At 42.9% G+C, this 26,440-nt stretch carries 18 protein-coding genes and 2 tRNA genes; 13 read left to right on the forward strand and 7 right to left on the reverse strand.

The genetic code is table 11. The features are described from left to right. Positions 1-3: 3 nt before the first annotated feature. The 6 genes from I2F62_RS02455 to I2F62_RS02480 all read left to right on the forward strand — a co-directional run bounded on the left by I2F62_RS02455 (position 4) and on the right by I2F62_RS02480 (position 9,600). Positions 4-810 (forward strand): hypothetical protein, encoded by an 807-nt coding sequence (locus I2F62_RS02455; RefSeq protein ID WP_324625440.1) that lies wholly within the window; start codon positions 4-6, stop codon positions 808-810. 479 nt (positions 811-1,289) lie between these two features. Then, complete coding sequence (gltB, locus tag I2F62_RS02460; protein ID WP_324625572.1) at positions 1,290-5,765, forward strand: glutamate synthase large subunit; 4,476 nt, start codon at positions 1,290-1,292, stop codon at positions 5,763-5,765. A gap of 75 nt (positions 5,766-5,840) precedes the next feature. Continuing rightward, the gene (locus I2F62_RS02465) at positions 5,841-7,262 is read left to right on the forward strand and encodes an FAD-dependent oxidoreductase (protein WP_324625441.1); all 1,422 of its coding nucleotides are present in this window, start codon (positions 5,841-5,843) and stop codon (positions 7,260-7,262) included. A gap of 127 nt (positions 7,263-7,389) precedes the next feature. Further along, positions 7,390-7,980: a LemA family protein gene (locus I2F62_RS02470; protein WP_324625442.1), complete on the forward strand. Its 591-nt coding sequence runs from the start codon at positions 7,390-7,392 to the stop codon at positions 7,978-7,980. Positions 7,981-7,996: 16 nt separating this feature from the next. Then, complete coding sequence (locus tag I2F62_RS02475) at positions 7,997-9,052, forward strand: TPM domain-containing protein (protein ID WP_324625443.1); 1,056 nt, start codon at positions 7,997-7,999, stop codon at positions 9,050-9,052. Further along, positions 9,046-9,600, forward strand: a complete 555-nt coding sequence (locus I2F62_RS02480; RefSeq protein ID WP_324625444.1) for a TPM domain-containing protein — start codon at positions 9,046-9,048, stop codon at positions 9,598-9,600. The genes I2F62_RS02475 and I2F62_RS02480 overlap by 7 nt, the downstream gene beginning before the upstream one ends. Before the next feature lie 132 nt (positions 9,601-9,732). Here the strand turns inward: I2F62_RS02480 and I2F62_RS02485 are convergent, their stop codons facing one another. Then, positions 9,733-10,206: a pilin gene (locus I2F62_RS02485; RefSeq protein WP_324625445.1), complete on the reverse strand. Its 474-nt coding sequence runs from the start codon at positions 10,204-10,206 to the stop codon at positions 9,733-9,735. An 816-nt stretch (positions 10,207-11,022) separates the two neighbouring features. On the opposite strand from I2F62_RS02485, the gene I2F62_RS02490 reads away from it, so the two are divergent. The 7 genes from I2F62_RS02490 to I2F62_RS02520 all read left to right on the forward strand — a co-directional run bounded on the left by I2F62_RS02490 (position 11,023) and on the right by I2F62_RS02520 (position 20,049). Next, a tRNA-Met gene (locus I2F62_RS02490) sits at positions 11,023-11,099 on the forward strand. 845 nt (positions 11,100-11,944) lie between these two features. After that, complete coding sequence (locus I2F62_RS02495; RefSeq protein WP_324625446.1) at positions 11,945-14,311, forward strand: membrane-bound PQQ-dependent dehydrogenase, glucose/quinate/shikimate family; 2,367 nt, start codon at positions 11,945-11,947, stop codon at positions 14,309-14,311. A gap of 325 nt (positions 14,312-14,636) precedes the next feature. Continuing rightward, a tRNA-Met gene (locus tag I2F62_RS02500) sits at positions 14,637-14,713 on the forward strand. 201 nt (positions 14,714-14,914) lie between these two features. Next, on the forward strand, positions 14,915-15,439 hold the full coding sequence (gene rimP / locus I2F62_RS02505) for a ribosome maturation factor RimP (RefSeq protein WP_324625447.1): 525 nt from the start codon (positions 14,915-14,917) through the stop codon (positions 15,437-15,439). 32 nt (positions 15,440-15,471) lie between these two features. Then, complete coding sequence (nusA, locus tag I2F62_RS02510) at positions 15,472-16,956, forward strand: transcription termination factor NusA (RefSeq protein WP_324625448.1); 1,485 nt, start codon at positions 15,472-15,474, stop codon at positions 16,954-16,956. Positions 16,957-16,966: 10 nt separating this feature from the next. Next, complete coding sequence (gene infB / locus I2F62_RS02515) at positions 16,967-19,657, forward strand: translation initiation factor IF-2 (RefSeq protein ID WP_324625449.1); 2,691 nt, start codon at positions 16,967-16,969, stop codon at positions 19,655-19,657. Continuing rightward, positions 19,657-20,049 carry a ribosome-binding factor A gene (locus I2F62_RS02520; protein WP_324625450.1) on the forward strand — a complete coding sequence of 131 codons (393 nt, stop codon included), beginning with the start codon at positions 19,657-19,659 and terminating at the stop codon, positions 20,047-20,049. The genes infB and I2F62_RS02520 overlap by 1 nt, the downstream gene beginning before the upstream one ends. 28 nt (positions 20,050-20,077) lie before the next feature. Here the strand turns inward: I2F62_RS02520 and I2F62_RS02525 are convergent, their stop codons facing one another. From I2F62_RS02525 to I2F62_RS02550, 6 genes are read right to left on the reverse strand one after another with little or no spacing between them, the layout of a single operon-like run. Beyond that, entirely contained in the window at positions 20,078-20,464 is a 387-nt protein-coding gene (locus I2F62_RS02525; RefSeq protein ID WP_324625573.1) for a Na+/H+ antiporter subunit G, read from the reverse strand. Between the two features lie 15 nt (positions 20,465-20,479). Next, entirely contained in the window at positions 20,480-20,755 is a 276-nt protein-coding gene (locus I2F62_RS02530) for a monovalent cation/H+ antiporter subunit F (protein ID WP_324625451.1), read from the reverse strand. Then, positions 20,752-21,273, reverse strand: coding sequence for a Na+/H+ antiporter subunit E (locus I2F62_RS02535; RefSeq protein WP_324625452.1), 522 nt, complete (start codon positions 21,271-21,273; stop codon positions 20,752-20,754). The genes I2F62_RS02530 and I2F62_RS02535 overlap by 4 nt, the downstream gene beginning before the upstream one ends. Beyond that, complete coding sequence (locus I2F62_RS02540; protein ID WP_324625453.1) at positions 21,274-23,094, reverse strand: monovalent cation/H+ antiporter subunit D; 1,821 nt, start codon at positions 23,092-23,094, stop codon at positions 21,274-21,276. Further along, a complete protein-coding gene (locus I2F62_RS02545; protein WP_324625454.1) occupies positions 23,091-23,462 on the reverse strand; it encodes a Na+/H+ antiporter subunit C in 372 nt (123 codons plus the stop codon). Before I2F62_RS02545 ends, I2F62_RS02540 begins: the two co-directional genes overlap by 4 nt. A 4-nt stretch (positions 23,463-23,466) precedes the next feature. Beyond that, complete coding sequence (locus tag I2F62_RS02550) at positions 23,467-26,295, reverse strand: monovalent cation/H+ antiporter subunit A (RefSeq protein ID WP_324625455.1); 2,829 nt, start codon at positions 26,293-26,295, stop codon at positions 23,467-23,469. Between the last annotated feature and the right edge of the window lie 145 nt (positions 26,296-26,440).

A 26,440-nucleotide genomic window follows, 5' to 3' on the forward strand; every position in this document is an offset into this window, starting at 1 on the left:
AACATGCGAAATCAAACCAAGACTAAATTTCAACAGTGGTTGCTTTTAACTGTGGGAATCATTAGTTTGTTTTTCGCATGGGTTTTTTGGCTAATTACCGATATTCGTCCATTAAAAAATCAAGATGATGCGGTGGAACAAAATACGCAGCCGCAATTTCAAGTCGAGCAAGTGACGGCAACTCCAAATTTAGGGGTAATGACAGATGAGGTTCGTCCTTTGCAGCAAACCACACGTGTTGTGGTGGCGGGCAACCATGGGCACGAGTTTCGTGGTACAAAATTTATATTGGCCAACCAAGACCGCTATAGCATTGAATTGATTCAGGTTACTAAAGAAGACATTATTCGCAATTTCTTGGCACAACACGCCAACCACAATGCCTTTATGTATTTTCGATTGGCGCAGCCCAATCAGCCAGAGCATTACGTGTTAAATTACGGCTTGTTTAGTAGTCGCCAAGCGGCTGAAAATCAATTGCACCAACTCGATCTTTCTTTGCCGGTATCTGTACGGCCAAAAGTCGTGGCTTTAAAAGAATATCTGTCTTCTGTGAATGATATCGGCATGGATGAAAAAGACACTCAATCGGTTTATGCGGTGAATTTAAAAGCAGTGCCTGTGGCTGCTTTACCACCAGCTCCTACAGCGCCTGAACCAACAGCAGTGACGGCACAACCGCCAAAGACTAGCGCCACCACATCTACAACAATCACCCAAAAAGATGCAGCAGGCAATGTGGTAAAACAAGAGCAAACACATTCCAATGTTTCACATGCAGCATCCAATCCAGCACTAAAAACGCCTTAATTTAGGGCATTATGCCGTTAAGCTTGCATCTGCAGTGGATATAAAATGTGCTAAAAAAAAGCAAAAAATCGGCGAACAGTTTATTTTTGATCTAATTTGGTGCAAATTTCGCTATCAAAGAGAGGTTTTCCTGGTTCGTATTTTGTGAATTTCCTTGCAATATCAATGCTTGTGTAGGTTTTTTGTTAATTGGCATATTTTTTGCTTTATTAGTGCATGAGTTGAGTTCTTCTGTGCGTTTTGACGCTAAATGATTCAATGTGGATGCAAAACAACAGATGTGTTTGCTATAAAAAAGTGCATTAATTTCCTCATCTATTTTTACAAAGTGTATGCAAGTGTAGGGTTTTCGGTCTATTCTTGAGGAGAGGTAACGGCTTAATGTGCGGGTTTGTAGATAACCAAATGTTAATTGCCAAAGGACGTTATGAAAGTGTGATGCTCAAACGAGCAATGTAAAAGAAGGGTACGCTATGCACATGCCATCGCCAAATACGGTAGCTCCCGCTCAAGGTTTATATCAACCTGATGAGTTTAAAGATAACTGTGGTTTTGGGTTAATTGCCCACATGCAAGGGGATGCCAGTCATCATCTTGTGCAAACCGCCATGCACAGCTTAAGTTGCATGACGCATCGCGGTGGAATCGCTGCAGATGGTAAGACCGGAGACGGTTGCGGTTTATTATTAGCCATGCCAAAAGCCTTTTTCCGCGAAGAAGCAAAAAGACTCAGTGATATTACCTTAAGCGAAATTTTTGCTGTCGGTACCGTTTTTTTAAACCTTGATCCTGCCATTGCTCAACATTCAAAAAATATTTTAACCAAAGAGTTAGAAGCCCAAGGCCTAAGAGTGATTGCGTGGCGTGTTGTGCCAACCAATAACGCTGTTTTAGGTGAAATTGCTTTACAATCGTTACCTGCCTTTGAGCAAGTTTTTGTGAACTGCCCAATGGGTGTTTCAGAAGTTGAATTTAACCGTAAATTATTTTTGGCGCGTCGTCGTGCAGAACAACAACTTAAAAATGATGCGTCGTTTTACGTTACCACTTTATGTTCAACGGTCATTAGCTATAAAGGCTTAATGATGCCTGCGGCGATTGCCGACTTTTACACCGACCTTGCCGATGAACGTTTGGCCTCGCATATTGTGGTCTTCCATCAGCGTTTTTCGACCAACACGTTACCGCGTTGGCCTTTGGCGCAGCCATTCCGTTACTTAGCGCACAATGGTGAAATTAACACCATTACAGCGAACCGTAACTGGGCCATGTCGCGTACCTCAAAATTTGAAAACCCATTGCTACCAGGTTTAACCGAGTTAACACCTTTGGTGAATCGTACCGGTTCAGATTCATCTAGTTTAGACAATATGCTAGAGATTCTTGTTGGTGGTGGTATGGATTTCTTCCGTGCACTGCGTATGCTTGTGCCACCAGCGTGGCAAAACGTAGAAACCTTAGATACAGACTTGCGCGCATTCTATGAGTTTAACTCGAAGCACATGGAAGCATGGGATGGTCCTGCGGGTCTGGTGATTCAAGATGGTCGTCATGCCATTTGTATGCTTGACCGTAACGGTTTACGTCCTGCACGTTGGGTAATCACTAAAAACAACTACATTACCTTAGCTTCTGAAATTGGGGTTTGGGACTACAAACCTGAAGATGTGATTTCTAAAGGCCGTGTTGGGCCAGGGCAAATGCTCGTGGTCGATACCTTTACGGGTAAAGTGCTCGACACGCAAGATGTAAACAACCATTTGAAAAAAATGCGTCCATATCGTCAATGGTTACGTGAAAATTCAGTGCGTCTACAAGGTAGCCCTGAATTAGAAGAACATTTAATTGACCAAGGCTTAAAAGGTGATCACTTAAAAGCTGCGCAAAAAATGTTTAACGTGACCTTTGAAGAGCGCGATCAAATTTTGCGCCCAATTGCAGAAAGTGGCCAAGAAGCAGTGGGTTCAATGGGTGATGATACGCCAATGGCTGTATTGTCGCGTCAGGTGCGTAATGTTGCCGACTACTTCCGCCAACAATTTGCACAGGTGACCAATCCACCAATCGACCCATTACGTGAGTCGATCGTGATGTCGCTTGAAACCTGTATGGGACGTGAGCAAAACGTATTTGAACAAAGCGCAGAACATGCCGATCGTTTGATTATTTCAAGCCCGGTGCTGTCAAATTCCAAAATGCATCAAATTCGTACTTTGGGACGTAAAGGCTATGAAATTGCCGATATCGATTTAAATTACCCAGAAGCGGAAGGTTTGCAAGCAGCGATTCACCGTATTTGCGAAGAATCGGCTCAGGCGATTCGCGATGGCAAAACCTTATTGGTAATTTCCGATAAAAAAATTCGTGAAGGTTATTTGCCTGCCAGCGCAATTTTGGCAACCGGTGCCATTCATCACCATTTAATGCAAGTGGGCTTACGTGCCGATGCCAACATTATTGTTGAAACCGCACTTGCGCGTGACCCGCATCAATTTGCGGTTATTTTAGGTTTTGGTGCAACTGCAATTTATCCTTACCTTGCCTATGACGTGATTAATGACTTGATTGCCAAAGGCGAGTTATTGGGTGACCCAATTCATGCACAAGCCAATTTCCGTAAAGGCATTGAAAAAGGCTTACTTAAAGTCTTGTCTAAAATGGGAATTTCAACGGTTGCATCCTACCGTGGTGGCCAGTTATTTGAAGCGATTGGTTTATCTAGCGAAGTGGTGGATAAATGCTTCTTAGGTGTTCCAAGTCGTATTCAAGGGGCAACTTTTGACGATTTAGAGCAAGACCAAAAACAACTGGCCGATTTGGCATGGAAAAATCGTAAGCCGATTGATCAGGGCGGCATGCTTAAATTCGTATTCGGTAAGGAATATCACGCCTTCAACCCAGATGTGATTAATGCGCTGCATAAGTCGGTGCGTTCAGGCGATTATGCTGACTTTAAAGAATATGCAGAATTGGTGAATGCGCGTCCAATTGCGACCATTCGCGATTTATTTAAGTTAAAAACAGAAAATTCGATTGCTTTAGATCAAGTCGAAGCCATTGAAGAGATCTTGCCGCGTTTTGACTCGGCTGGCATGTCGATTGGTGCATTGTCGCCAGAAGCACACGAAGCGATTGCCACAGCTATGAACACCATGGGCGGACGTTCAAACTCGGGTGAAGGTGGTGAAGACCCTGCGCGTTATGGCACCATTCGCAACTCGAAAATTAAACAAATTGCTTCGGGGCGTTTTGGGGTAACACCGGCGTACTTAACTTCAGCCGAAGTGCTTCAAATTAAAGTGGCGCAAGGTGCAAAACCGGGTGAAGGCGGTCAGTTACCGGGCGGTAAAGTGAACAGCTTAATTGCACGCTTACGTTATGCGGTACCGGGTGTGACTTTAATTTCACCACCACCACACCACGATATTTATTCGATTGAAGATTTATCGCAGCTGATTTTCGACTTAAAACAAGTCAATCCACAAGCCATGGTGTCAGTCAAATTGGTGTCTGAACCGGGCGTGGGTACCATTGCTGCCGGTGTGGCCAAAGCCTATGCCGACTTTATTACCATTTCAGGCTATGACGGTGGTACTGCAGCGTCGCCGTTATCGTCTATTCACCATGCCGGTTCGCCGTGGGAGTTGGGTTTAAGTGAAGCACATCAAGCGTTACGTGTGAATGACTTGCGTGGCAAAGTGCGTGTACAAACCGATGGTGGTTTGAAAACTGGTTTAGACGTGGTGAAAGCGGCCATTTTAGGTGCAGAAAGTTTTGGTTTTGGTTCAACACCAATGATTGCGTTGGGTTGTAAATATTTACGTATTTGCCACTTAAACAACTGTGCAACCGGTGTTGCAACACAGCAAGATAAACTACGCGAAGACCATTACATTGGCGAGCCAGAAATGCTCATCAACTTCTTCCGCTTTATTGCAGAAGAAACCCGTGAATGGTTGGCAGCGCTTGGTGTGGCAAGCTTAAAAGACTTAATTGGTCGTGTCGATTTACTCGAAGTTTTACCGGGTGAAACTGCAAAACATGCGCATTTAGATTTAAGCCCGCTATTACAGTCGCATCCTGCAGCCGAAGGCAAAGCACAATATTGCCAAGTACAAGGCAATGCACCGTTTGATAAAGGCGAACTTGCCGAGCAAATGATTGCCGATATGCTGCCAAATATTGAAGCAGGTCAGGCGGGTGAATTCAGCTACAGCATTGGTAACTGTAACCGTTCGATCGGTGCGCGAATTTCAGGTGAAATTGCGCGTCGCCATGGTGACTTAAACATGGAAGCCAATCCATTAGTCGTGAATTTAAAGGGTACAGCGGGTCAATCTTTGGGTGTGTGGAATGCCGGTGGTCTGCACATTAAACTTGAAGGCGATGCCAACGACTATGTCGGTAAAGGCATGGCGGGTGGACGCATTTCAATTTTCCCACCTAAAGGTTCACCGTTCCAAACCCAAGAAACCGCCATTATTGGTAACACCTGTTTATACGGTGCAACGGGCGGTAAATTATTTGCAGCAGGAACAGCCGGCGAGCGTTTTGCAGTGCGTAACTCTGGCGCATTTGCAGTCATTGAAGGCGCAGGCGACCATTGTTGTGAATATATGACTGGCGGGATTGTGACGGTGCTCGGTAAAGTCGGTCATAACTTCGGTGCAGGGATGACTGGTGGATTTGCTTATGTACTTGATTTAGACAATAGCTTTGTGGATTATTACAACCACGAGCTGATTGACTTAACCCGTATTTCGACTGAGTCAATGGAAGATCATCAAGAGTTCTTATTGCGTATTCTAGATGAACATATCAAAGAAACAGGAAGTGCTTGGGCCTACAAAATTCGCAATGAGTTTGACTTTTATAGCCGTAAATTCTGGCTGGTTAAACCAAAAGCTGCGAACTTGTTAACCTTGCTTAAAGCCACTCAAGCCGATCCACAGTAATTCAAGACTCAAGAAAATTGATAGGCAGGTATGGAGAACAGCGCATGTTCTTCATACTTACCCACGGAGAGAAACATGGCAGAACGCCTTAATAACGACTTTCAGTTTCTAGATGTAGCGCGCCAAGATCCAGAGAAAAAAGAAGTTCAAGTTCGTAAAACAGAGTTTGTTGAAATCTATAAACCGTTTACGGCAGATGTTGCAAAGAATCAAACCCATCGTTGTTTGGGATGTGGTAACCCGTATTGCGAATGGAAATGCCCGGTACATAACTACATTCCGAACTGGTTAAAACTCATTTCGGAAGGTCGTATTTTCCAAGCGGCAGAATTGTGCCATCAAACCAACACTTTACCTGAAGTGTGTGGTCGTGTTTGTCCGCAAGATCGTTTGTGTGAAGGCGCTTGTACCTTAAATGATGGTTTTGGTGCAGTGACCATTGGTAATGCTGAAAAATACATTAACGATACCGCTTTTGCTTTGGGCTGGCGTCCAGATATGTCGTCTGTGCAATGGACGGATAAAAAAGTGGCCATTATTGGTGCAGGCCCAGCTGGTTTAGGTTGTGCGGATATTTTGGTGCGTAATGGCGTTAAACCAGTTGTGTTCGACAAACGCCCAGAAATTGGGGGATTGCTCACCTTCGGTATTCCAGAATTTAAAATGGAAAAAGATGTAATGAAACGCCGCCGTGAAATTTTCCACGGCATGGGTGTTGAATTCCGTTTAAATACTGAAATTGGCACAGATGTTAGCATTGAAGAATTGCTTAATGAGTACGATGCCGTGTTTATGGGCATGGGCACTTACACCTATATGAAAGGCGGTTTCCCGGGCGAAGAACTCGATGGTGTGTACGATGCACTCGATTACTTAATTGCCAATGTAAACCGCTGCCAAGGTTGGGAAAAAGACCCAAGCGAATACATTAGCATGGAAGGTAAAAAGGTCATTGTTCTTGGTGGTGGTGATACGGCAATGGACTGTAACCGCACCGCGATTCGTCAAGGCGCGGCCGAAGTGAGTTGTGCGTATCGTCGTGACGAAGAAAACATGCCGGGTTCACGCCGTGAAGTCACCAATGCGCGTGAAGAAGGGGTGAACTTCTTATTTAATCGTCAACCTATTGAGGTTGTCGGTGAAAATGGCAAAGTGACTGGCATTAAAGTGGTGACTACACAATTAGGCGAGCCTGATAGTCGTGGTCGCCGTAGCCCAGAACCAATTCCAAATTCAGAAGAAATTTTACCTGCTGATGCGGTTCTATTGGCCTTTGGTTTCCGCCCAAGCCCATCGGATTGGTTTGCAGATGTAAATATTAATTTAGATGGTTCCGGTCGTGTTGTGGCAGCAGAGCAACAACTATTTAAGTTCCAAACGTCTAATCCAAAAATATTTGCAGGCGGCGACATGGTGCGCGGTTCAGACCTTGTAGTGACTGCAATTTGGGAAGGCCGTGAAGCAGCCGAAGGCATTTTAGATTACTTAAATGTTTAACGCGCAATTGCATTAAGCTAAAAAACGTCAAGTTGTCACTTGGCGTTTTTTTTGATAAATAAAATAACAAAGATGGGTTGAATTTTAATTACAATAAGCAAAACAGATTATAAAAAGAGGATTAAACATGAACTGGGCCAAAAAAAGCACGTTGGTTGTTATGCTAAGTAGCAGTTTATTATTGACCGGTTGTGGCTATAACACGTTGCAGGCCAAAGATGAAGCAGTCACTGCTGCGTGGTCTGACGTTGAAAACCAATATCAGCGCCGCGCCGATTTAGTGCCGAATTTGGTGAATGTGGTCAAAGGCTATGCCAAACATGAACAAACAGTTTTAACCGACGTAACCGAAGCGCGTTCAAATGTTGCTGGTTTAAAGGTTGATAAACAAGTACTAGAAGATCCAGCGTTATTTCAAAAATATCAACAAGCACAAGCACAGTTAACGGGGGCTTTATCGCGTTTAATTGCCGTGTCTGAAAATTATCCCGATTTAAAAGCCAACCAACAATTTTTAGACTTGCAAGCCCAACTTGAAGGCACAGAAAACCGCATTGCTGTGTCGCGTAACCGCTATATTGGCAGCGTACAAGACTATAACACCTACGTGCGTCAGTTCCCGCAAGTGGTGACCGCGAAAGTCATTGGCATGAAACCAAAAGCCAATTTTAGTGCCGATGCTGGCGCAGAAAAAGCCCCGAAAGTTTCGTTTGAATAAACACGGATCAGCACTAATGCAAGGCGATGCACTAGGTTTGAATCGGCGATTGTGGCTGCTTTTACTGGCGGTATTCTGCTTTGCGCCAGTCAGCTTCGTGTGGGCAGAAAATGCCACTGCTACGGCTGACGATTCTGACGCAGTGGTGGCAGCCAAAATCATCCAACCGATGACTGCGGCAACGCCTAAAAAAGCCGTAGCTGCCAGTGAACCTACGGCTTTAAATGTTGCTGATGATATGCAAGGGCAGACGACGCGTACACTGCCTAGTCTGAATCAACCCGTAATTGATCAGGCACATATTTTAACTGCCGCAGAGCAACAACAGTTAAGTCAAAAAATCCAAACGGTGTATCAGCAAGGTAAGGCGCAAATTGGCATTATTATTGTGCCTACCACCGGCCAAGAGGATATTTTTGATTACGCCATGCGCGTTGCAAACCAATGGAAATTGGGTTTAGCTAAGCAAGACAATGGCTTGCTTATTGCGGTGGTGGTGAATGATCATCGTATACAAATTCTAAATGGTTATGGTTTAGAGGGGATTTTACCAGACGCCATAACCAGTCGAATTATCCGTAATCAAATCACCCCGTATTTTAAACAAAATCAGTTTGCGCAAGGTTTAGATTCGGGGCTAAATGCCATTATAACGATTTTAAATCAAGACCCTGAAATTGCCAAACAAGCGGCAGAAAACTTAAAACGCCAACACGAACAAGCATTGGCAGAGCAACAAGCGCGAGAGCAAATGTGGTTGTATACCGCCATTATTTTGGTGGTGGGTGTGTTTGCTTCGTTTGTGGTGGGAAATCGGGTGAGTGCTGCAACCGCAAGCGTTGCTGCAACCACGGCTGGTTTGGTTAGCGGTGCAGGATTCCTAACCAGTTTGCTGCTTGGTGTGGCGGTCTTTTTCTTGCTGATTACCTCTTTGGCACAACTGATTTTACAGATGATTTTATCCGGTTCGGGGCGTGGCGGCGGTTCAGGCGGTGGCTTTGGTGGCGGAAGTGGCGGCTACGGTGGTGGTGGCGGTCGTTTTGGTGGTGGAGGTGCATCTGGCTCATGGTAAATATTATAGATCAAACCATTGTGGCAACAGTGAAGCTAACCCCGCAGCCTCAGCCCAGTTTTAAGCGTTGGCTTAAGCATTTTTGCTATGTGTCATCCAGCAAACGATACTTTAAGCAGCAAGATGAACAGGCAATTGCAACGGCCGTGCAACACGCCGAGCAAGGCCATGCCGGTGAAATTCAGGTGGTGATAGAGGGGCATATTCCTTGTGCAGTTGCTTACCAACAAAATACGCAACAGCGCGCGCAACATTTATTTGCAAGTTTGGGTGTATGGGACACGGCTGCCAATAGTGGTGTTTTGTTGTATTTAAATTTGTGCGAACGCCAAGTTGAAATTGTGGTCGACCGCGGTATTCATGCGTTGGTTATGCCAGAAGTATGGCAACAGATTTGCGACAATATGATTATATGCTTAAAACAAGCCGAATACCGCCAAGCGGTATTAATTGGGGTCGAGCAAATTGGTCAGCAATTACAACAGTTTTATTTGCAACAACAAAAAAATGATGACGATGAACTGCCGAATAGTCCAGTGTTGTTATAAGTTAAGGTGATAGTGAATGAAGATTAAAAAGCATGGGATCGGTTTAGATTTGTACTGTTATAAAATTTTAAGTTTAAATAAAAAAACGCATCAAATTTGATGCGTTTTGTAAAAAAGCAGAACTTTATATTATTAGCCTGATTTTTTAGTAGTAACAGCAGCGCCAAATGATTTTGGAAGTAAATCGGCGGCTACAGTACTGCCATTATTGTATAATTGGCCATTGTTTGCCATATCTGCAACAACAGTCAATTCTGAAACTTTAGATGATACGCCATCTTTATTAAATTTATACGTTAATGTACAGCCATTTTTATCTGTGTCTACAGCTGCATCTTTAGTTCCTGCTGTTGGAGTACCAGATATTACGAGAGCACCATATTTTCCATTAATAGTATTTTCGGTTGTTGTATCCGAAGTACATTTGTTATTTTGTAAATTTGTATTAATAACAGTTTTACCACCATCCATGAGTGTGAATGCTTCAGCTACTTGTGAGCGAGCAATATAATTTTGATATTGAGGAATCGCAATTGCTGCCAAAATACCAATAATTGCAACCACAATCATTAACTCAATAAGGGTAAAGCCCTTTTGTGCGTTCATAGTGTTTCTCCAATTTACGAACTATAGTTTTATGTATAATCTGTATTATACATTTATTTCTGAGTGTATCTTAGCACAAAGCATGCCAACTTTTAAAAGCTATAAAAAACATTGCTTTATATTTATCTTAGATTTTTACTGTTTCGCATTGTTACATTAAGTGTCAATAGGTGACAAAAAATGTCAGTTAGAAATAGACGAAATTTGTCAGTTGGTTGTAAATATTGAAAGAATTTTTTTGCTATAAAGTCGCTAAATGTTTTTATTGTTGGTATGCGCTTCTTATTCAATGAAAAAATGATCAATTTTTTTAAATTATCTCTAAGTTCAGTGCTTTTGTGTCTAATTTCGTGCTTGGTTTTGGAAGGATTAATCAATCGTTTGGACTTATCTAGGAAATTTAATTCACAAAAGATAAAACCCGAACCAAGGGTTCGGGTTTAATATCTTGAAAGGTACATCCATTTTATCCATATTGGGTCAAATCCGTGACACCATCAGCGTCATCCATGTTGAACACATCCGTTGTTCATATCCATTTGCTGATAAAGCTATATTAAAATTAAATTGGTTCTATCTATAGTCGCAAAAGACAATAACGCATGTAAGCTAAAGCGTACAATGCTGTTTTAAATTTAAACATAGCCGAATAAAGAACTAAAAAATGCTTTAAATTGTGTAAAAAATGAGTGATTGATCTATAAATGCAACAAAAACATGAAAATACCTTGCTTAATTTGCGGCCTCTATATACAATGCGCGCATCAACTAAGGTTGATAGTAAAGCTTACTTTACACCAGAAAGTAAGTGGTTGTTGCGGGATGGAGCAGTCTGGTAGCTCGTCGGGCTCATAACCCGAAGGTCGTTGGTTCAAATCCAGCTCCCGCTACCAAGTTTTATAGTAGTAGATGCATAAGTGGTATTAGCCCGTCTGGCTCAACACTTTATAAAAGCATCGAAGGTTGTTCGGTTTAAATTGAGCTACCGCTACCAATTCAATAAAGTATGCAAATTTATTGAAGTAAAAAACAAAATTTTGTAAGTAAAAGCATCTATATAAGATGCTTTTTTTTTCTGGAACTTTTAAAAGTTCTTTTGCTTTATTAAATTAAAAAGCCAAACTCAATTTGTCTCTCTTAAAGATGATGTATGCCTGACTTCATAGAAGTAAAAATATGAAGGACGATAACGATTAGAAAATAAACACTTAAAAATTTATCTTTTTTGCTACTTATATCCAGAATGAAATTGAATAGACATCCTATACGTCTACATCAAATATCATAGCTGTGAGTTTTAGCTAATGACGGCTGATCAAATTAAAACTAGCTGGGTAATGTGTTGTGTAAATCAGAAGTGAAGTGCACCTTTAGTTTTTAATCTTGATTGCTACGCGTTTAACAATTTTTTTGCCGCAAAAAATATCTGCAGGTGTACAATGCAATAACACCATAATTAAAGTTTAGATAAAATGATACTCGGTGAATTGTCTTATCCCTATTTAATAAAAAATACGTTAAACAATTTTAATAGTTATCGCAGCGTAATCACTTAGGACGCTACTTTTGTGGGCTAATGAGTGCAACTGTGTTACATCATCCCTATATTGCATCCCATACATGATTATTAAATTCAGTAAATTTTAAGATATAAGTGTTTGAATAAAAAGGTTTATTTTGGCCTGTAACATCTAATCTAAATTCTGTTAAAACGAGTCTATAAAGGATAGGTTTAATTATGTTTAATAAAATAACGAGTATTCTACTTGCTATTTTTTCAGTTGCACTTTTATACATGGGTATAAAGCTCGCACTGGTTGGCGGTAGTATTTTCTATTTTATCATTGCCATCGGATCACTACTTTGCGCTATTTTGCTGTTTTTAAATAAGCGCATTGCATTATCAATTTATGCAGTTCTCATGTGGATGACCCTGATATGGATCATTTGGGAAGTCGGTTTTGATAAGTGGCAGTGGATTCCTCGTGGAGATTTAATTGCGTTATTCGGTGCTTGGTTAGCACTACCTTGGGTTGTTAAACCACTGTATCAAGGACAGCGTAAATTCCATCCATTTTTAGGCACAACAGTTATTTTAATGATACTGCTTGTACTTGGGATGTTCTTTTACGATCCATTACCGAAACAGGGTGAGATCAACACCGCACGCGCACAGAGTACTGAACAAGGTACTGCTGATAATTGGTCGGCGTATGGTGGCACAACAGACGGTTTAAGATTTTCGCGTTTATCTCAGATTAATAAAGAGAATGTGAAAAATTTAGAAGTTGCATGGACATATCATACCGGCGACTTACGTAAAAATAATGATGCAAAAGAATATACGTTTGAAGCAACGCCATTAAAAGTAAATGGCATGCTGTACTTGTGTACACCGCACAATGAAGTTCATGCGCTGAATCCTGAAAATGGTCAGTTGAATTGGAAATATGTACCCACTAAAGATCGTTCATATTTACAACAACATCAAACCTGTCGTGGTGTGAGTTACTATGAAGATGTCGTACAAGCAACGAATAATTCAGCTAAACCAGAAACATCTGCTGTTTGTCCAAAACGAATTTTTAATGCCACAGCAGATTCAAAACTTGTTGCGTTAAATGCCGATACCGGCAAAGTTTGTAGTGATTTTGGTCAAAATGGTGTTATCGATTTAAGTGCAAATATGGGTAAAATCCGACCGCATGCGTTAATGCAAACGGCAGCGCCTTTGGTTGCAGGGAATTTAGTCATTTTGGGCAGTTCGGTAATGGACAATGGCTACGATCGTGGCAATCCATCGGGTGTGATTCGCGCTTATGATGTACACACTGGTCGTTTAGTCTGGAATTTTGACCCAGCCAATCCAAGCAAAACACAGCCTATCGCTGCAAATTCAAGCTATCCACAAGATACACCTGTTGCATGGGGTACATTAAGTGCCGATATTAAAAATGGCATTGTATATGTGCCGTTTGGAAATGCGTCACCCGATGAAATTGGGACTGCACGTGATGACCATAGCACCGCAGAGCAATTTAGAGATGCTTTAGTTGCACTGGATTTAAAAACAGGTGCATTAAAATGGCGTTTCCAAAGCTCTCATCATGACTTATGGGATCGTGATAATCCATCTCAGCCAAGTCTTGTTGATATTAATTATCAAGGTAAGCCGCAGCCTGTTGTAATTTTACCAACCAAAGTGGGTAATATTTTTGTCTTGAATCGTTTAAACGGACAGCCTGTTTATCCGATTCAAATGCAAAAAACATCTACCGAAGGTGGCATCACGGGTGAAAAATATGCAAGCAGCCAACCTGTGTCTGCTTTGAATTTTATTCCTGAGAAATTGACTGAAAAATCTATGTGGGGGATTACGCCATTTGACCAAATCCAATGTCGTATCGACTTTAAAGGATTGCGTTATGATGGTAATCCTTGGACACCGCCAACAGAAGCAGGGTCGCTTATTTTCCCTGGTAATATTGGTGTATTCAATTGGGGCTCTGTGGCGATTGATCCACAACGTCAATTGTTAGTGGCTTCACCTATTCGACTTGCATATAAGTACAACTTAATTAAACGCGATGCGCAAACAGAAAATACGCGTTTATTCACAAAAAATGGTGAACCTTATTGGAATGAAAACTTCCAAGGTAAATATGCAATTCATATTCAACAGTTTGCTTCATCGCTTGGCATCCCATGTATTACTCCGCCTTGGGGGCGTTTAGCGGGTGTTGATTTACAGACAGGTAAAACTGAATGGTTACGTCGTATTGGTAATACCAAAAACTTAAAAACCAGCTTCTTGCCGGGACGCTTCCCTATCGGATTTAACATGGGCATGGTTGCGCATGGTGGTCCGTTACTTACCGCAGGAGATATTATTTTCCACGGTGCAACCGCAGATAACTTCTTCCGTGCCTATAACAGCAAAACCGGTGAGTTGTTATGGCAAACTGAACTGAGTGCAGGTGCTCAATCAACCCCATCAACGTTTATCGGTAAAGATGGTAAACAATATGTTGTGATTGCGGCAGGTGGACATGGTTCGCTTGGTACAACCGAGGGTGATAGTGTGGTGGCCTTCAGACTAAAATAAAATCTGCATTAAAAAAAGCTTGTTTCGACAAGCTTTTTTTATAAAAAATTGATTCGAGCGCTGAACTTGAGAATGTATTGACCCGAAGGTCAAAATGGCAGATATCGTAAAATTTCTAAAAATAAAAAAGGTCTACTTTTGGTTGTAATTTGCACTGTTGTTGGGCATATTTAGATTTAAATGTTGACATACTTGCTCAACCACACTATAGTTCGCACCACCAGAGATGTTGTGGTTTTTAAAATTAAAAGCTGAACAACTCAAGGTTTTAGTCAAACCTTAAATTGACTTTTGCGGTTATTTATTTATAATAATTGCACGTTAATGCGGGATGGAGCAGTCTGGTAGCTCGTCGGGCTCATAACCCGAAGGTCGTTGGTTCAAATCCAGCTCCCGCTACCAAGATTCTTTTGGAAAGGCTCACAGACAGGTGGGCCTTTTTGCACAGTGGGCTTTAAAATACTGTGCAGAATTGGGGCGATTACGCCCTTTTTTATTGGCTATTCGTGTAGTGTGGACATCAATTGGTCAAATAGACGTGCTTCACTACAAGAGGTTATCGGTTTAAACCGATTGTCGTATTGCACAAAATGACGAGAGTACATGAAACTATCAAATAAAACCCAAGCCTTACAAGATCTTATCGCCCCTGCGGTTGCAGCGTGTGATGTAAATCTTTGGGGGATTGAATTTTTACCTCAAGGCAAACGTTCTTTGCTACGCATTTATATCGACAAAGCCGTCGATGAAAATGCAGCGCCAGTATTAAATGAAGACGGTGAAGTTGAAGAAGGCCGTGGTGTTGGTGTGCAAGATTGTGTACGTGTGACCCAACAAGTGGGCGCTATGCTTGACGTTCACGACCCAATTTCGGGTGAATACGCGTTAGAAGTTTCTTCACCAGGTTGGGATCGTCCTTTCTTTGAATTGTCACAAATGCCTGATTATATTGGGCAACAAGTGGCATTGCGTTTAATCAGCGCGGTTGAGAATCGTCGTAAATTTCAGGCAAAATTGGTTGCAGTCGATTTAGACGCAGAAACCATTCAGGTGGAAGTAGAAAAGCAACAAGTACTTGAAATCGATAGCCATAATATTGATAAAGCCAATCTGGTTTATCAAGACTAAATTATTAATAAAATCTGAAATATAGGTGACTTATGGGTCGTGAAATTCTTACCGTTGCAGAAACGGTTAGTAATGAAAAGGGTGTGAGCCGCGAAGCCATCTTCCAAGCCCTTGAGCAAGCACTTGTTGCAGCAACGCGCAAAAAATACTACGACGGAACGCATGCTGAAGAAGCTGCTTTACGTGTAGAAATTGACCGTAAAACTGGCGATTACCGTACTTTCCGTCAATGGGAAGTGGTGGCAGATGAAGACCACGAAATGCCAGCTTGCCAAGATGCGATTTCTGATGTCGATCCTGCAAAATGGTCGATTGGCGATATTCGCGAACTTGAAGTGGAATCGATTGAGTTTGGTCGTATTGCGGCGCAAATTGCCAAACAAGTGATTGTACAAAAAATTCGTGAAGCTGAACGTGCATTAATTGCCGATGCCTATGCCTCTAAAGTGGGTGAATTGGTTTACGGTGAAGTGAAAAAGCAAACCAAAGACGGTTTCATCATTGACTTAGGTGACAATGCTGAAGCGTATTTGGCACGCGAAGAAACTATTCCTAAAGAAATGTTGCGTCCGAAACAACGCATGAATGCCATTCTTTTTGAAGTGAACCGTGAAGGCCGTGGCGCACAATTGTTATTGTCGCGTGCGAAGCCTGAAATGCTCATTGCTTTAATGAAGAAAGAAATTCCGGAAATTGCCGAAGAAATCATTGAAATTAAAGCGGCTGCCCGTCATCCGGGTGTTCGTGCTAAAATTGCAGTGAAAACCAACGATCATCGTATCGACCCTGTTGGGGCATGTATTGGTATGCGTGGTACGCGTATTCAAGCGGTTCAACAAGAGTTAAACGGTGAACGTATTGACGTGGTGGTCTGGTCGGATGATCCTGCACAATATATCGCAAGTGCGCTTGAGCCTGCCGATGTATCGGGCATTGTGATTGATGAAGACGCCAACACCGCAGACATCATTTTCGCAACCAGCGATCAATTGGCACGTGCTATTGGTTCTCAAGGGCAAAACGTACGTTTAGCGTCTGAATTAACAGGCTTTAAACTCAACATGATGCTTGAAGATGAGTACCGTGCGCGTCAACAAAATGAAGCACAACAATATTTAGATATGTTTGTTACCCGTTTAGATATTGACGAAGACTTAGCGATGGCACTTGTGGAAATGGGCTTTACTTCATTAGAAGAAGTGGCTTACGTTCCTGCCGAAACATTCAATGAAATTGAATTGGATGAAGACACCGTTGAAATGTTGCAAGGCCGTGCAAAAGAAGCGGCAGTGGCTGATGCCTTAATGCAACAAGAAAATGTACAAGAGCCAAGTCAAGAATTATTAAATATGGCAGGTATGACGCGTGAACTTGCGTATGCACTTGCTAGCCGCGGCATAGTGACGATTGACGATTTAGCAGATCAAGCCACTGACGATATCTTAGATATTGAAGGAATGGATGCAGAAACTGCGGGTCAACTCATTATGAAAGCTCGCGAATCATGGTTTAACTAGGAGGTAAACAATGACGGATAAGTCGATTAAAGAATTGGCGGAAAAAGTTGGGCGTCCCGTCGAGAAGCTCCTAGAGCAAATTCGCGATGCAGGTCTTCCTCAGCAACGCGCTGATGATATGATTACTACAGAACAGCAAGATGCTTTAGTGAACCATTTGAAAAAAGTTCATGGTCAAGAAAGCAGTAATGCAGGAAAAATCACGTTGAAACGTAAAACAACCAGTACAGCAAAAGTTGCAAGTACCTCAGGTAAAGCAAAAACCATTAATGTAGAAGTACGCAAAAAGCATACTTTTACCAAGCCCGATCCAGAGCAAATGAAAGCCGACGTGAAAGCTGCAGAAGCCAAAACACGGATTAACGTTGAAGTGAAAGCACGTGCAGAAGAACCGGCGCGTGTTGTGGTAGAAAACAAAGCGGCTGCAACTTTAGATGCAATGCGCGCGGCGCAAAAGAAAGACAAAGCCGTTGAATCAGCACCGAAAGCAGCTGTTGTGGTTAAGCGTAAAGGTGGCGGTACAGTAAAACCGGTTAAAGCGGTTGAAACTGTAGAGCAGAAAAAAGCGCGTGAAGCACAAACGGCTCAGCTTAAAGCGACTGAAGAAGCAGCACGTCGTAAAGCGGCAGAAGAAGCGCAGCAACGTACACTTGAACAGATGCGTAAAATGGCATCTAAATATTCAAATGACGAAAGCGGCGCAACCATTCGCGTGATTGATGACTCGCCTTTAGCGGCAGGTTTGGTTGGTCAAGCCTATGAAGATTCCTTTAATAAGGAAGACCGTGAAATTAAACGTGGCGGTGGTACGAAAGATCCACGTAGCCAGAAAAAAGGCGGTCGCCGTGGTCAAGAAGAGCAAAACTTCAGCCAAAATCATCATAAACGTGGTTTAAAAACCAGCCAATCTAACAAGCATGGCTTTGAAAAACCAGTTAAAAAACAAGTTTATGATGTTGAAATTGGTTCAACTATTGTTGTTGCTGACCTTGCACAAAAAATGGCTGTAAAAGTGCGTGAAGTGATTAAAACACTTATGAAAATGGGTGAGTTAGTTACGCAAAACCAAGCCATCGAGCAAGAAACTGCAGCACTTGTGGTTGAAGAAATGGGCCATAATCCTGTTTTAGTCTCTGATACTCAAGCCGAAGATAACTTGTTTGAAGCTGCTGAAGAAGCGCGTGGCGCACAAACCACACGTGCGCCAGTGGTTACCATTATGGGTCACGTTGACCATGGTAAAACATCGTTACTAGACCGTATTCGTCGTGCAAAAGTGGCACAAGGCGAAGCAGGTGGCATTACCCAGCACATTGGTGCTTACCATGTTGAAACCGACAAAGGCATTATTACTTTCTTAGATACCCCGGGACACGCAGCATTTACAGCAATGCGTTCACGTGGTGCCAAAGCTACAGATATCGTGGTATTGGTTGTTGCAGCAGACGATGGTGTTATGCCACAAACTGCCGAAGCGATTGACCATGCACGCGCAGCGGGTACGCCAATTATTGTTGCCATTAACAAAATGGACAAAGAATCGGCCGATCCAGATCGCGTACTAAACGAATTAACCACCAAAGAAATTGTGCCTGAACAATGGGGTGGTGATGTTCCTGTGGCAATGGTATCTGCACATACAGGCGCAGGTATTGATGATCTTCTTGACCTCATTTCAATTCAAGCAGAGTTGTTAGAGTTGAAAGCGTCTGAAGAAGGTGCTGCACAAGGGGTTGTTATTGAAGCACGTGTAGACAACAGTCGTGGTGCGGTGACGTCTATTCTGGTTCAAAACGGGACATTAAACGTAGGTGACTTGGTGCTTGCTGGTTCATCTTACGGCCGTGTTCGTGCCATGACCGATGAAAATGGTAAACGTATTCAATCGGCAGGTCCTTCAATTCCAGTTGAAATTTTAGGTTTACCTGAAGCGCCAATGGCGGGTGACGAAGTTCTTGTTGTTACCGACGAGAAAAAAGCGCGTGAAGTTGCCGATGCACGTATGGATCGTGAACGTCAAAAACGTCTTGAGCGTCAATCTGCAATGCGTCTTGAAAACTTGATGGCGTCAATGGGCAAAAAAGATGTGCCAATTGTTAACGTGGTCTTGAAAACTGATGTACGCGGTACTTTAGAAGCATTACACGTTGCGCTTGCTGACCTTGCAACGGATGAAGTTAAAGTCCGTATTATTGGTTCAGGCGTAGGTGCAATCACTGAATCTGACGTGACATTGGCTGAATCTTCAGAAGCTGTTTTACTTGGCTTCAACGTTCGTGCCGATAACACAGCACGTCAAAAAGCCGATCAAGATGACATCGACATCCGTTACTATTCTGTGATTTATCAATTAATTGATGATGTTAAAGCCGCAATGAGCGGTAAGCTTGCACCAGAACATCGTGAAACGATTCTAGGTGTAGCACAAGTGCGTGAAGTGTTCCATTCAAGTAAATTTGGTGCGGCTGCAGGCTGTATGGTTCTTGAAGGTATGTTACATCGTAATAAACCAATTCGCGTATTGCGTGATGATGTGGTGATCTTCCAAGGTGAGCTTGAATCACTTCGTCGCTTCAAAGATGTGGTTGAAGAAGTTCGCGCAGGTATGGAATGTGGTCTTGCGGTGAAAGGCTATAAAGACATCAAAGCACTAGATAAAATTGAAGTGTACGATGTTCAAATTGTGAAACGGAGTCTTTAATGGCGGGTAGTCAACGTCTGAAGCGTATGGCGGATTCAGTTCAGCGCGAGTTGTCTGAACTGATTCGTCAAGAGCTAAAAGATCCACGCTTAGGTGGTCTTGTGACCATCTCTGCGGTAAAAGTAAGCCCAGACTTAGGTTATGCCGAAGTTTATGTCACTGTTATGGGGCGTGAACTGGGCGATGAACAAAGTGCCGTAGCCAATAAAGAAACCTTAGATGTGTTAAATAAAGCATCGGGTTTCTTACGTCACGAATTGAGTCGTCGCATCAAAACACGTATTACCCCGCGTTTGCGTTTTCATTACGATAAAACCAATGCGTATGGTAACTATATGTTTGGCTTAATTGCCGAGGCAGTCAAAGACTTGCCCGAGTCAAAAGATGAATAAGTAAAAAGTCACCTTCGGGTGACTTTTTTTATGACTTTTTTTCATCATTCGCATCAGCTTTGAAACGATAACGATTCCATGGCAACGGACGTTCAATCGACTCAGGCACATCGCCACTTAAAGAACGTAATTTTAAATGCAGTGCCGCTTGCGCCATTAAGTTGGCTGAAACCGGTGCGCTAATAAACGCCAATAAAGTCATTAACAGTTCTGCAAAGCCATAGCGACTATGAAAGGCCCAAAAAAGCATAGAGGCAATTAAAAAACTGCCTAAACCGAGCGTACTTGATTTTGTGGGTGCATGCAGGCGTGTGAATAAATCGGGCAGGCGAACCATGCCGATGCCACCGACCAACATAAAAAAACTGCCAATCAGTAAGAAAAATGAAACCAACACTTCCATGATGAGTTGCATATGCATGTTGTTCTCCTAATCAATCACATGACCGGTGGTAAAGTAGCGCGCAAGTGCCATGGTCGAGATAAAACCTAACATCACAATCAGTAATGCGCCTTCAAATAAATGAATGGAGGTCCAATAAATCCCAAGAACCACCACCAAGCAGGTGCTATTTAAAAATAGAGTATCCAGTGCAAGCAGCCGGTCAACGACAGAAGGTCCAGACACCAAGCGAATCAGGCACAAGAACATCGATAGGCAGATGGCCAACAGGCAAATGGCCAGTACATAAGGCAAGATGATCATGGAGTATCCTCCGTATGGACATGGAAAATATGCATTAAAGGGGCTTCATAGCGCCGTTTAATCATTTGAATATCCGCTTCTGGGTCGTCTGTACTTAAGGCATGTACTAAAATATCACGCCGTTCTTGGTCAATTCCGGCACTGACCGTGCCGGGTGTGGTGGTAATAATCATTGCCAATAATGAATTGACTTGTTCATGCTGTGTTTCTAAAGGCACGCGGAACCATTGCGGATGTAAGTTTTTTTGTGGCCCCAGCACCAATTTGGCTACCATAAAGTTGGACACTACAATATCCCACAACACTACAAACAGCAGTCGAATCGCACTGAGCCAATGAATATTGGGCGTGTAGGTAATAAAGCGGCGGATGGTTTTTGGAATAATAATGGCCAGTAACAGCGCAAGCAGCAGATCACTGGCATCTACACTATGTGATAACATTAGCCAACTCAGCCCAACCATCACCGAAACCAGTGGATGGGGAAAAATTTTTGCGATCCAATTGGGTTTTGACATTTATGGATCCTCCGTGGCACTGAATTTGAGTGGCGTGGTGTTTTTATTGCTGAGCGGTTTTTTGGCGGTTTTTTGCTCGTTAATTTGGCGCCATTTATATTCCGAAATGTGCTCGCCTGCCAATGTTTCAGGGGCAATTAAGTAGGGAATTAGATGCGCATTCGGGTCGAAATTTTCACCGCTATATTTTGTTTCGGGAATATAGTGACTGTCGAACGGTTGTGTGCTGATGTACTGCCCAGTTTCATCGGTTTTTAACATCCGTTGCTGATAGGCGTGTTGATTGGCAAGCTGTTGTGCGGTTGCCGCCAAGTAGTTTTGGATTGGTGATGCCAACGCAACCAAGCTAATTAAACTGCCGAGTAAAATATAAGTGGCAATGTTATTTCGTGCCGGTGGCCGATTCGGCAAGGCTAAATATTGTTGATATTCTTCGCTATTGAGGCGTTGTGACGGCTCAGCTGCTTGCCAAAATAAAATAAAGCCTGCACGGACAAACGCTAAAATGCTTAGCAAGCTGACCACCAATACAACGGCAATAATGGCCCAAGCATAAGGATGTTGCAGGCTGGCTTGTAAAATAAATACCTTCCCAATAAAGCCACTAAATGGTGGTAAGCCGGCCATAATTAACGCCACTAGAAAAAAGCATAATCCCAATATATTGTGCTGTTTCATACGTGGTGAAATTTTAAGATGGTCTTTAAATTCACCGCGCTGCGCGGTAATCCAGCCGCAGAGTAAATAACACACCGAACCAATTAATGTGCTATGGAACAAATAATACAATGCACCGGCCCATGCTTGTGGTTGATGTAAACCTAAAGCCACGCAAATGGTGCCCAGTGAAGACAGAATCATAAAGCCAACAAATCGGCGTAAGCGTATAGCGCCTAATGCGCCAATCACGCCATAAAGTGAAGACAGTAAGCCTAAAATTAGTAAAAAATTAAATAAAAAGGCATCATTGGTTTGGAAAAATAAAACCGAATTGACCCGTAAAATGGCATATAAGCCGACTTTGGTCATAATGGTAAATAATGCCGCCACCGGTGTGCTAGCAATAGCATAGGTTTTAGGTAGCCAAAACCCTAGTGGTAATAGTGCCGCTTTAATTGCAAATACGGTAAACAGTAAATAGCTGCCTAAGGTGGCCAGTTTTTTTTGGTCTGGGGTGAGTGTGGGTAACAGGCGTGCAACATCGGTCATATTTAAACTGCCGACACTGCTATAGATTAAACTCAGTCCGATTAAGAAAAAGCTGCTTGCCAATAAGTTAATGCTGACATAGTGCACACCAATTTGAAAACGTGCCTTACCTTGTCCGTAAATGAGCAGTACATAAGAGGACATCAGTAAAATTTCAAAGAATACGAATAGGTTAAATAAATCGCCTGTAAGAAATGCTCCGCATAGCCCCATCAATAAAAATTGTACCAAGGCGTGGAAATATCGACCGCGTAAATCCCAATCTTTACTGGCATACCAAAGCAATGGTAACGCTAAGACATAGGTCAGTACCAACATAAAGGCCGCAAGCCGATCTAAGACCAAAACAATGCCAAAAGGCGCGGTCCATTGGCTGAGTTGATAAACCACAATGTGCCCTTGGTTGGCTTGGTATAAATAACCGCATGCGGTGATTAGCCCAAGTGCAGTTGCTATTAGGCTGATGCCGCGCCGCCAGGGTTGGCGCCAGTCGGTGGCTAATGCACTACTGCCGGGATTGCCCAAAAGTAATAGGAAAAATCCCGTAAATGCTGGAATGAGAATACTTAAAATGGGCGTATGCTGTTGCCACAGATTGAACACCACGCTCATTGGACTTTATCCTCGCTTGGGTCATTGGGCAGTTCGGCAATTTCCTTCGAGTCGACATGGTCTGTTCCAGATTCATAACGACTGCGCAGCGCCAATTGCACAATAAAGGCAGTGGTTGCAAAACCAATCACAATCGCGGTTAGCACTAATGCTTGTGGCAAGGGATCGGTAATATGCGTGGCTTCAGTTAATATGGCTGGTGCATTGAGTTGAACGCTGCCGGTCGTGAATAAAAATAAATTCACGGCATAGCCAATCATCACTAAACCGAGAACCACGGCAAAGGTACGCGCACGCAGTAATAAATACACGCCGCTGGCAACCAAAAGCCCAATTCCTGATGCAATTAATAATTCTAAACTAATCATTCATTTACTCCTTTGGAACAGGGCCAGACATGCTTGAATGTCGTGCATCGCCTAAGACCGAAATCATCAACATGGTTGCGCCAACAACGGTTAGGTAAACCCCTAAGTCAAACACGGCTGCCGAAGCAAGATGGAGTTTTCCAAGTACAGGCAATTCAAGATAAATATGTGCACTGGTGAGAAAAGGCCGTCCCCAAAACCAAGCCAAAAGGCCAGTGATGCCGGCAATGCTGAGCCCAGTGCTAATCCAAATTTCATATAAGCGCCCCGATTTAGCATTCAGCAGTTGTTCGGTATAGTCTTGACCCAGCGAGATATATTGCATAATCAGCGCCATTGCAGTAATTAAGCCTGCAATAAAACCACCGCCGGGATAGTTATGTCCGCGCATAAAAATATACAGACTCACGACCAAGGCAATAGGTAACACCCACGATGTAGTGGTGCGCACCAACAGCGGCGATGGATTAAAACGGTAAGTCAGCCCACGGGTGATAGATGTGCCATGAATGCGCATGCCATCCATTAAACACAACGTCCCAATTGCTGCGATGCCTAAAACAGTAATTTCACCAAAGGTATCGAAACCACGAAAATCGACTAAAATGACATTAACGATGTTTGAGCCGCCGCCTAAAGGCAGTGCTTGTTGTGCAAAAAACCATGAAATAGAATTGTGGTCACGCGTAAGCATCAGCCAACAAATCCAGCCCATGCCAGCACCTGCGCCAATGGCAATCACGGCATCTCGCCAGCGCTGTGCCACGGTCGACTCATAAGGAGTGAGCTGTGGTAATAGCGATAAGCTCATTAACAGTAAAACTGTGGTTACAACATCGACCGTAATTTGTGTGAGTGCTAAATCGGGTGCCGATAACGTTACGAAGGTTACAGAAACCACTAAACCAATGGCGCCACTAATTAAAACTGCTTTAATCCGTTCGTGATGGAACCAAAGCATCATCCAGCAGCCACTAAATAGCAATAACCATAAAATGATGGCAATCCACGGTGCGTGGGTGAGAATGCGTGTGCCGGTACCAATCCACGGGCCGCCAATAAATGGAATGCTGCTTAAAGCCAAACTAAAACAGATCATCCATAATAAGTAATCTTGTAATTTCCCTGTTTCGGTGCGGCGTTTTAACCGCCGACTCCATAAAAACAATTTTTCTAAAAACCGTTCAAATACGTTTTTCCCTTGGATGCTTCGCAACATACGGTCTAGGTCGATTTGTCGAATCAGTCCATCTTTGGCGAGCACAAAATACAGACTTAAACCACCGACAATCGCTGCAATACTCATCATCAGTGGTAGATTAAACCCATGCCAGATGGCCAAATGCTCACCTGCAAAGTTGAAATCTTGAGTACTGGCAATGGTGCTGCTGTTGACGATTTTCTCTGCAAAAAAAGCCGGTAGAAGACCGATAGCAATACACAATATAGCCAAAAATGTCGCCGGTAGGCGCATGCCTAAAGGTGGTTCATGGGCATTTTGGTTAGGGATGTTTTTGCCAAGCTCGCCATCAAAAAACGCCCCGTGGACGAGCCGCACCGAGTAAGCAACTGCAAAAATGCCTGAAATGGTGGCAATCAAAAGACCAAAAATCAGCGCGTAGCCAGAAAGATGCTGTAACAGCTGAGTGAAAAACATTTCTTTAGAAATGAATCCATTGGTGAGCGGAATGCCGGCCATCGCTGCGCAGGTCACCATGGTTAAGGTGCCGGTAAATGGCAGCAAATGCCAAATCCCTTTAAGTTTTTTCAGGCTGCGGGTTTGGGTTTCATGATCAATAATCCCTGCAATCATGAATAATGCAGCTTTGAATGTGGCGTGGTTAATAATATGAAAAATCGCTGCAGCAACCGCAAGCGGCGAACCTAAGCCCAGCAAGGCCATAATTAAGCCTAAATGGCTAATGGTTGAATAGGCAAGTAAGCCTTTTAAATCTTCTTTAAAAATGGCAAAAAATGCCCCAATACACAGGGTAATTAAGCCAATACTGGTCACCAATTGGTGAAATAATGCCACCCCGGTAAAAATTGGCAATAATCGTGCAACTAGAAAAATACCGGCTTTCACCATGGTGGCTGAATGTAGATAAGCCGATACGGGTGTCGGCGCGGCCATGGCATTGGGTAGCCAAAAATGAAACGGAAATTGAGCACTTTTGGTAAATGCCCCCAATAAAATCAGGAGCATGGCTGGAATGAACAGCGGCTGTTGTTGTAATGAACTGCCAAGCATTAAAATTTGGTCAATTTGATAGCTGCCAGCCATGTGTCCTAACAGTAAAAAACCACCCAACATGCTTAAACCACCCATGCCGGTAATGCTGAGCGCCATACGGGAACCACGTTGCGCTGCATGGTAATGACTCCAATATGCCACCAATAAAAATGATGAAATACTGGTGAGTTCCCAAAAGGTTAGTAACAAAATTAAATTATTCGACAGCGAAATACCCAGCATGGCTGCCATAAACAACAGTAAAAGCAGGTACAGCTTACTCAGAGAATTTTTCTGACTTAAATAAAAATAAGCATAAATAAAAATGAGTGTTCCAATGCCGCTAATGAGCAGGGCAAATAACCAACCGAGCGCATCTAAACGAAAGCTGAAGTCGATGCCCAGTTGCGGCATCCACGACCATGTTTGCAGTAAGGTTCCACCTGCAAGCACATAGGTTGACTGACTGAGTAAAATACCTACACAACTTAAACTAATACTGACTGCAATTCCAAGGCTAAGTTTGCGTGGCGCATGCCATAAGCATGCCATTAAGCCAGTACCCAAAAGCAGAGGTAACAGTATGATAATTAATAACACACGTGTATCCTAAGTTGAGTTAGGGATGATTCCCTAAGTTTTATATTTCTTTTAAAATTTACAGGATGTCAAAGAGCAATCCAAAAATTCAAATTTTAAAAGCCGATGTTTCGTTGATATGTAATGAAAATGACACAATAAAATA

The organism is Acinetobacter sp. MD2(2019) (assembly GCF_035615615.1).
GTDB lineage: Bacteria > Pseudomonadota > Gammaproteobacteria > Pseudomonadales > Moraxellaceae > Acinetobacter.

What these genes read in the sequence shown, in the direction of transcription:
- I2F62_RS02455 (WP_324625440.1), top strand. Translation starts at nt 4, where the DNA reads ATGCGAAATCAAACCAAGACTAAATTTCAACAGTGGTTGCTTTTAACT.
- gltB (WP_324625572.1), top strand. Translation starts at nt 1,290, where the DNA reads ATGCCATCGCCAAATACGGTAGCTCCCGCTCAAGGTTTATATCAACCT.
- I2F62_RS02465 (WP_324625441.1), top strand. Translation starts at nt 5,841, where the DNA reads ATGGCAGAACGCCTTAATAACGACTTTCAGTTTCTAGATGTAGCGCGC.
- I2F62_RS02470 (WP_324625442.1), top strand. Translation starts at nt 7,390, where the DNA reads ATGAACTGGGCCAAAAAAAGCACGTTGGTTGTTATGCTAAGTAGCAGT.
- I2F62_RS02475 (WP_324625443.1), top strand. Translation starts at nt 7,997, where the DNA reads ATGCAAGGCGATGCACTAGGTTTGAATCGGCGATTGTGGCTGCTTTTA.
- I2F62_RS02480 (WP_324625444.1), top strand. Translation starts at nt 9,046, where the DNA reads ATGGTAAATATTATAGATCAAACCATTGTGGCAACAGTGAAGCTAACC.
- I2F62_RS02485 (WP_324625445.1), bottom strand. Translation starts at nt 10,206, where the DNA reads ATGAACGCACAAAAGGGCTTTACCCTTATTGAGTTAATGATTGTGGTT.
- I2F62_RS02495 (WP_324625446.1), top strand. Translation starts at nt 11,945, where the DNA reads ATGTTTAATAAAATAACGAGTATTCTACTTGCTATTTTTTCAGTTGCA.
- rimP (WP_324625447.1), top strand. Translation starts at nt 14,915, where the DNA reads ATGAAACTATCAAATAAAACCCAAGCCTTACAAGATCTTATCGCCCCT.
- nusA (WP_324625448.1), top strand. Translation starts at nt 15,472, where the DNA reads ATGGGTCGTGAAATTCTTACCGTTGCAGAAACGGTTAGTAATGAAAAG.
- infB (WP_324625449.1), top strand. Translation starts at nt 16,967, where the DNA reads ATGACGGATAAGTCGATTAAAGAATTGGCGGAAAAAGTTGGGCGTCCC.
- I2F62_RS02520 (WP_324625450.1), top strand. Translation starts at nt 19,657, where the DNA reads ATGGCGGGTAGTCAACGTCTGAAGCGTATGGCGGATTCAGTTCAGCGC.
- I2F62_RS02525 (WP_324625573.1), bottom strand. Translation starts at nt 20,464, where the DNA reads ATGCAACTCATCATGGAAGTGTTGGTTTCATTTTTCTTACTGATTGGC.
- I2F62_RS02530 (WP_324625451.1), bottom strand. Translation starts at nt 20,755, where the DNA reads ATGATCATCTTGCCTTATGTACTGGCCATTTGCCTGTTGGCCATCTGC.
- I2F62_RS02535 (WP_324625452.1), bottom strand. Translation starts at nt 21,273, where the DNA reads ATGTCAAAACCCAATTGGATCGCAAAAATTTTTCCCCATCCACTGGTT.
- I2F62_RS02540 (WP_324625453.1), bottom strand. Translation starts at nt 23,094, where the DNA reads ATGAGCGTGGTGTTCAATCTGTGGCAACAGCATACGCCCATTTTAAGT.
- I2F62_RS02545 (WP_324625454.1), bottom strand. Translation starts at nt 23,462, where the DNA reads ATGATTAGTTTAGAATTATTAATTGCATCAGGAATTGGGCTTTTGGTT.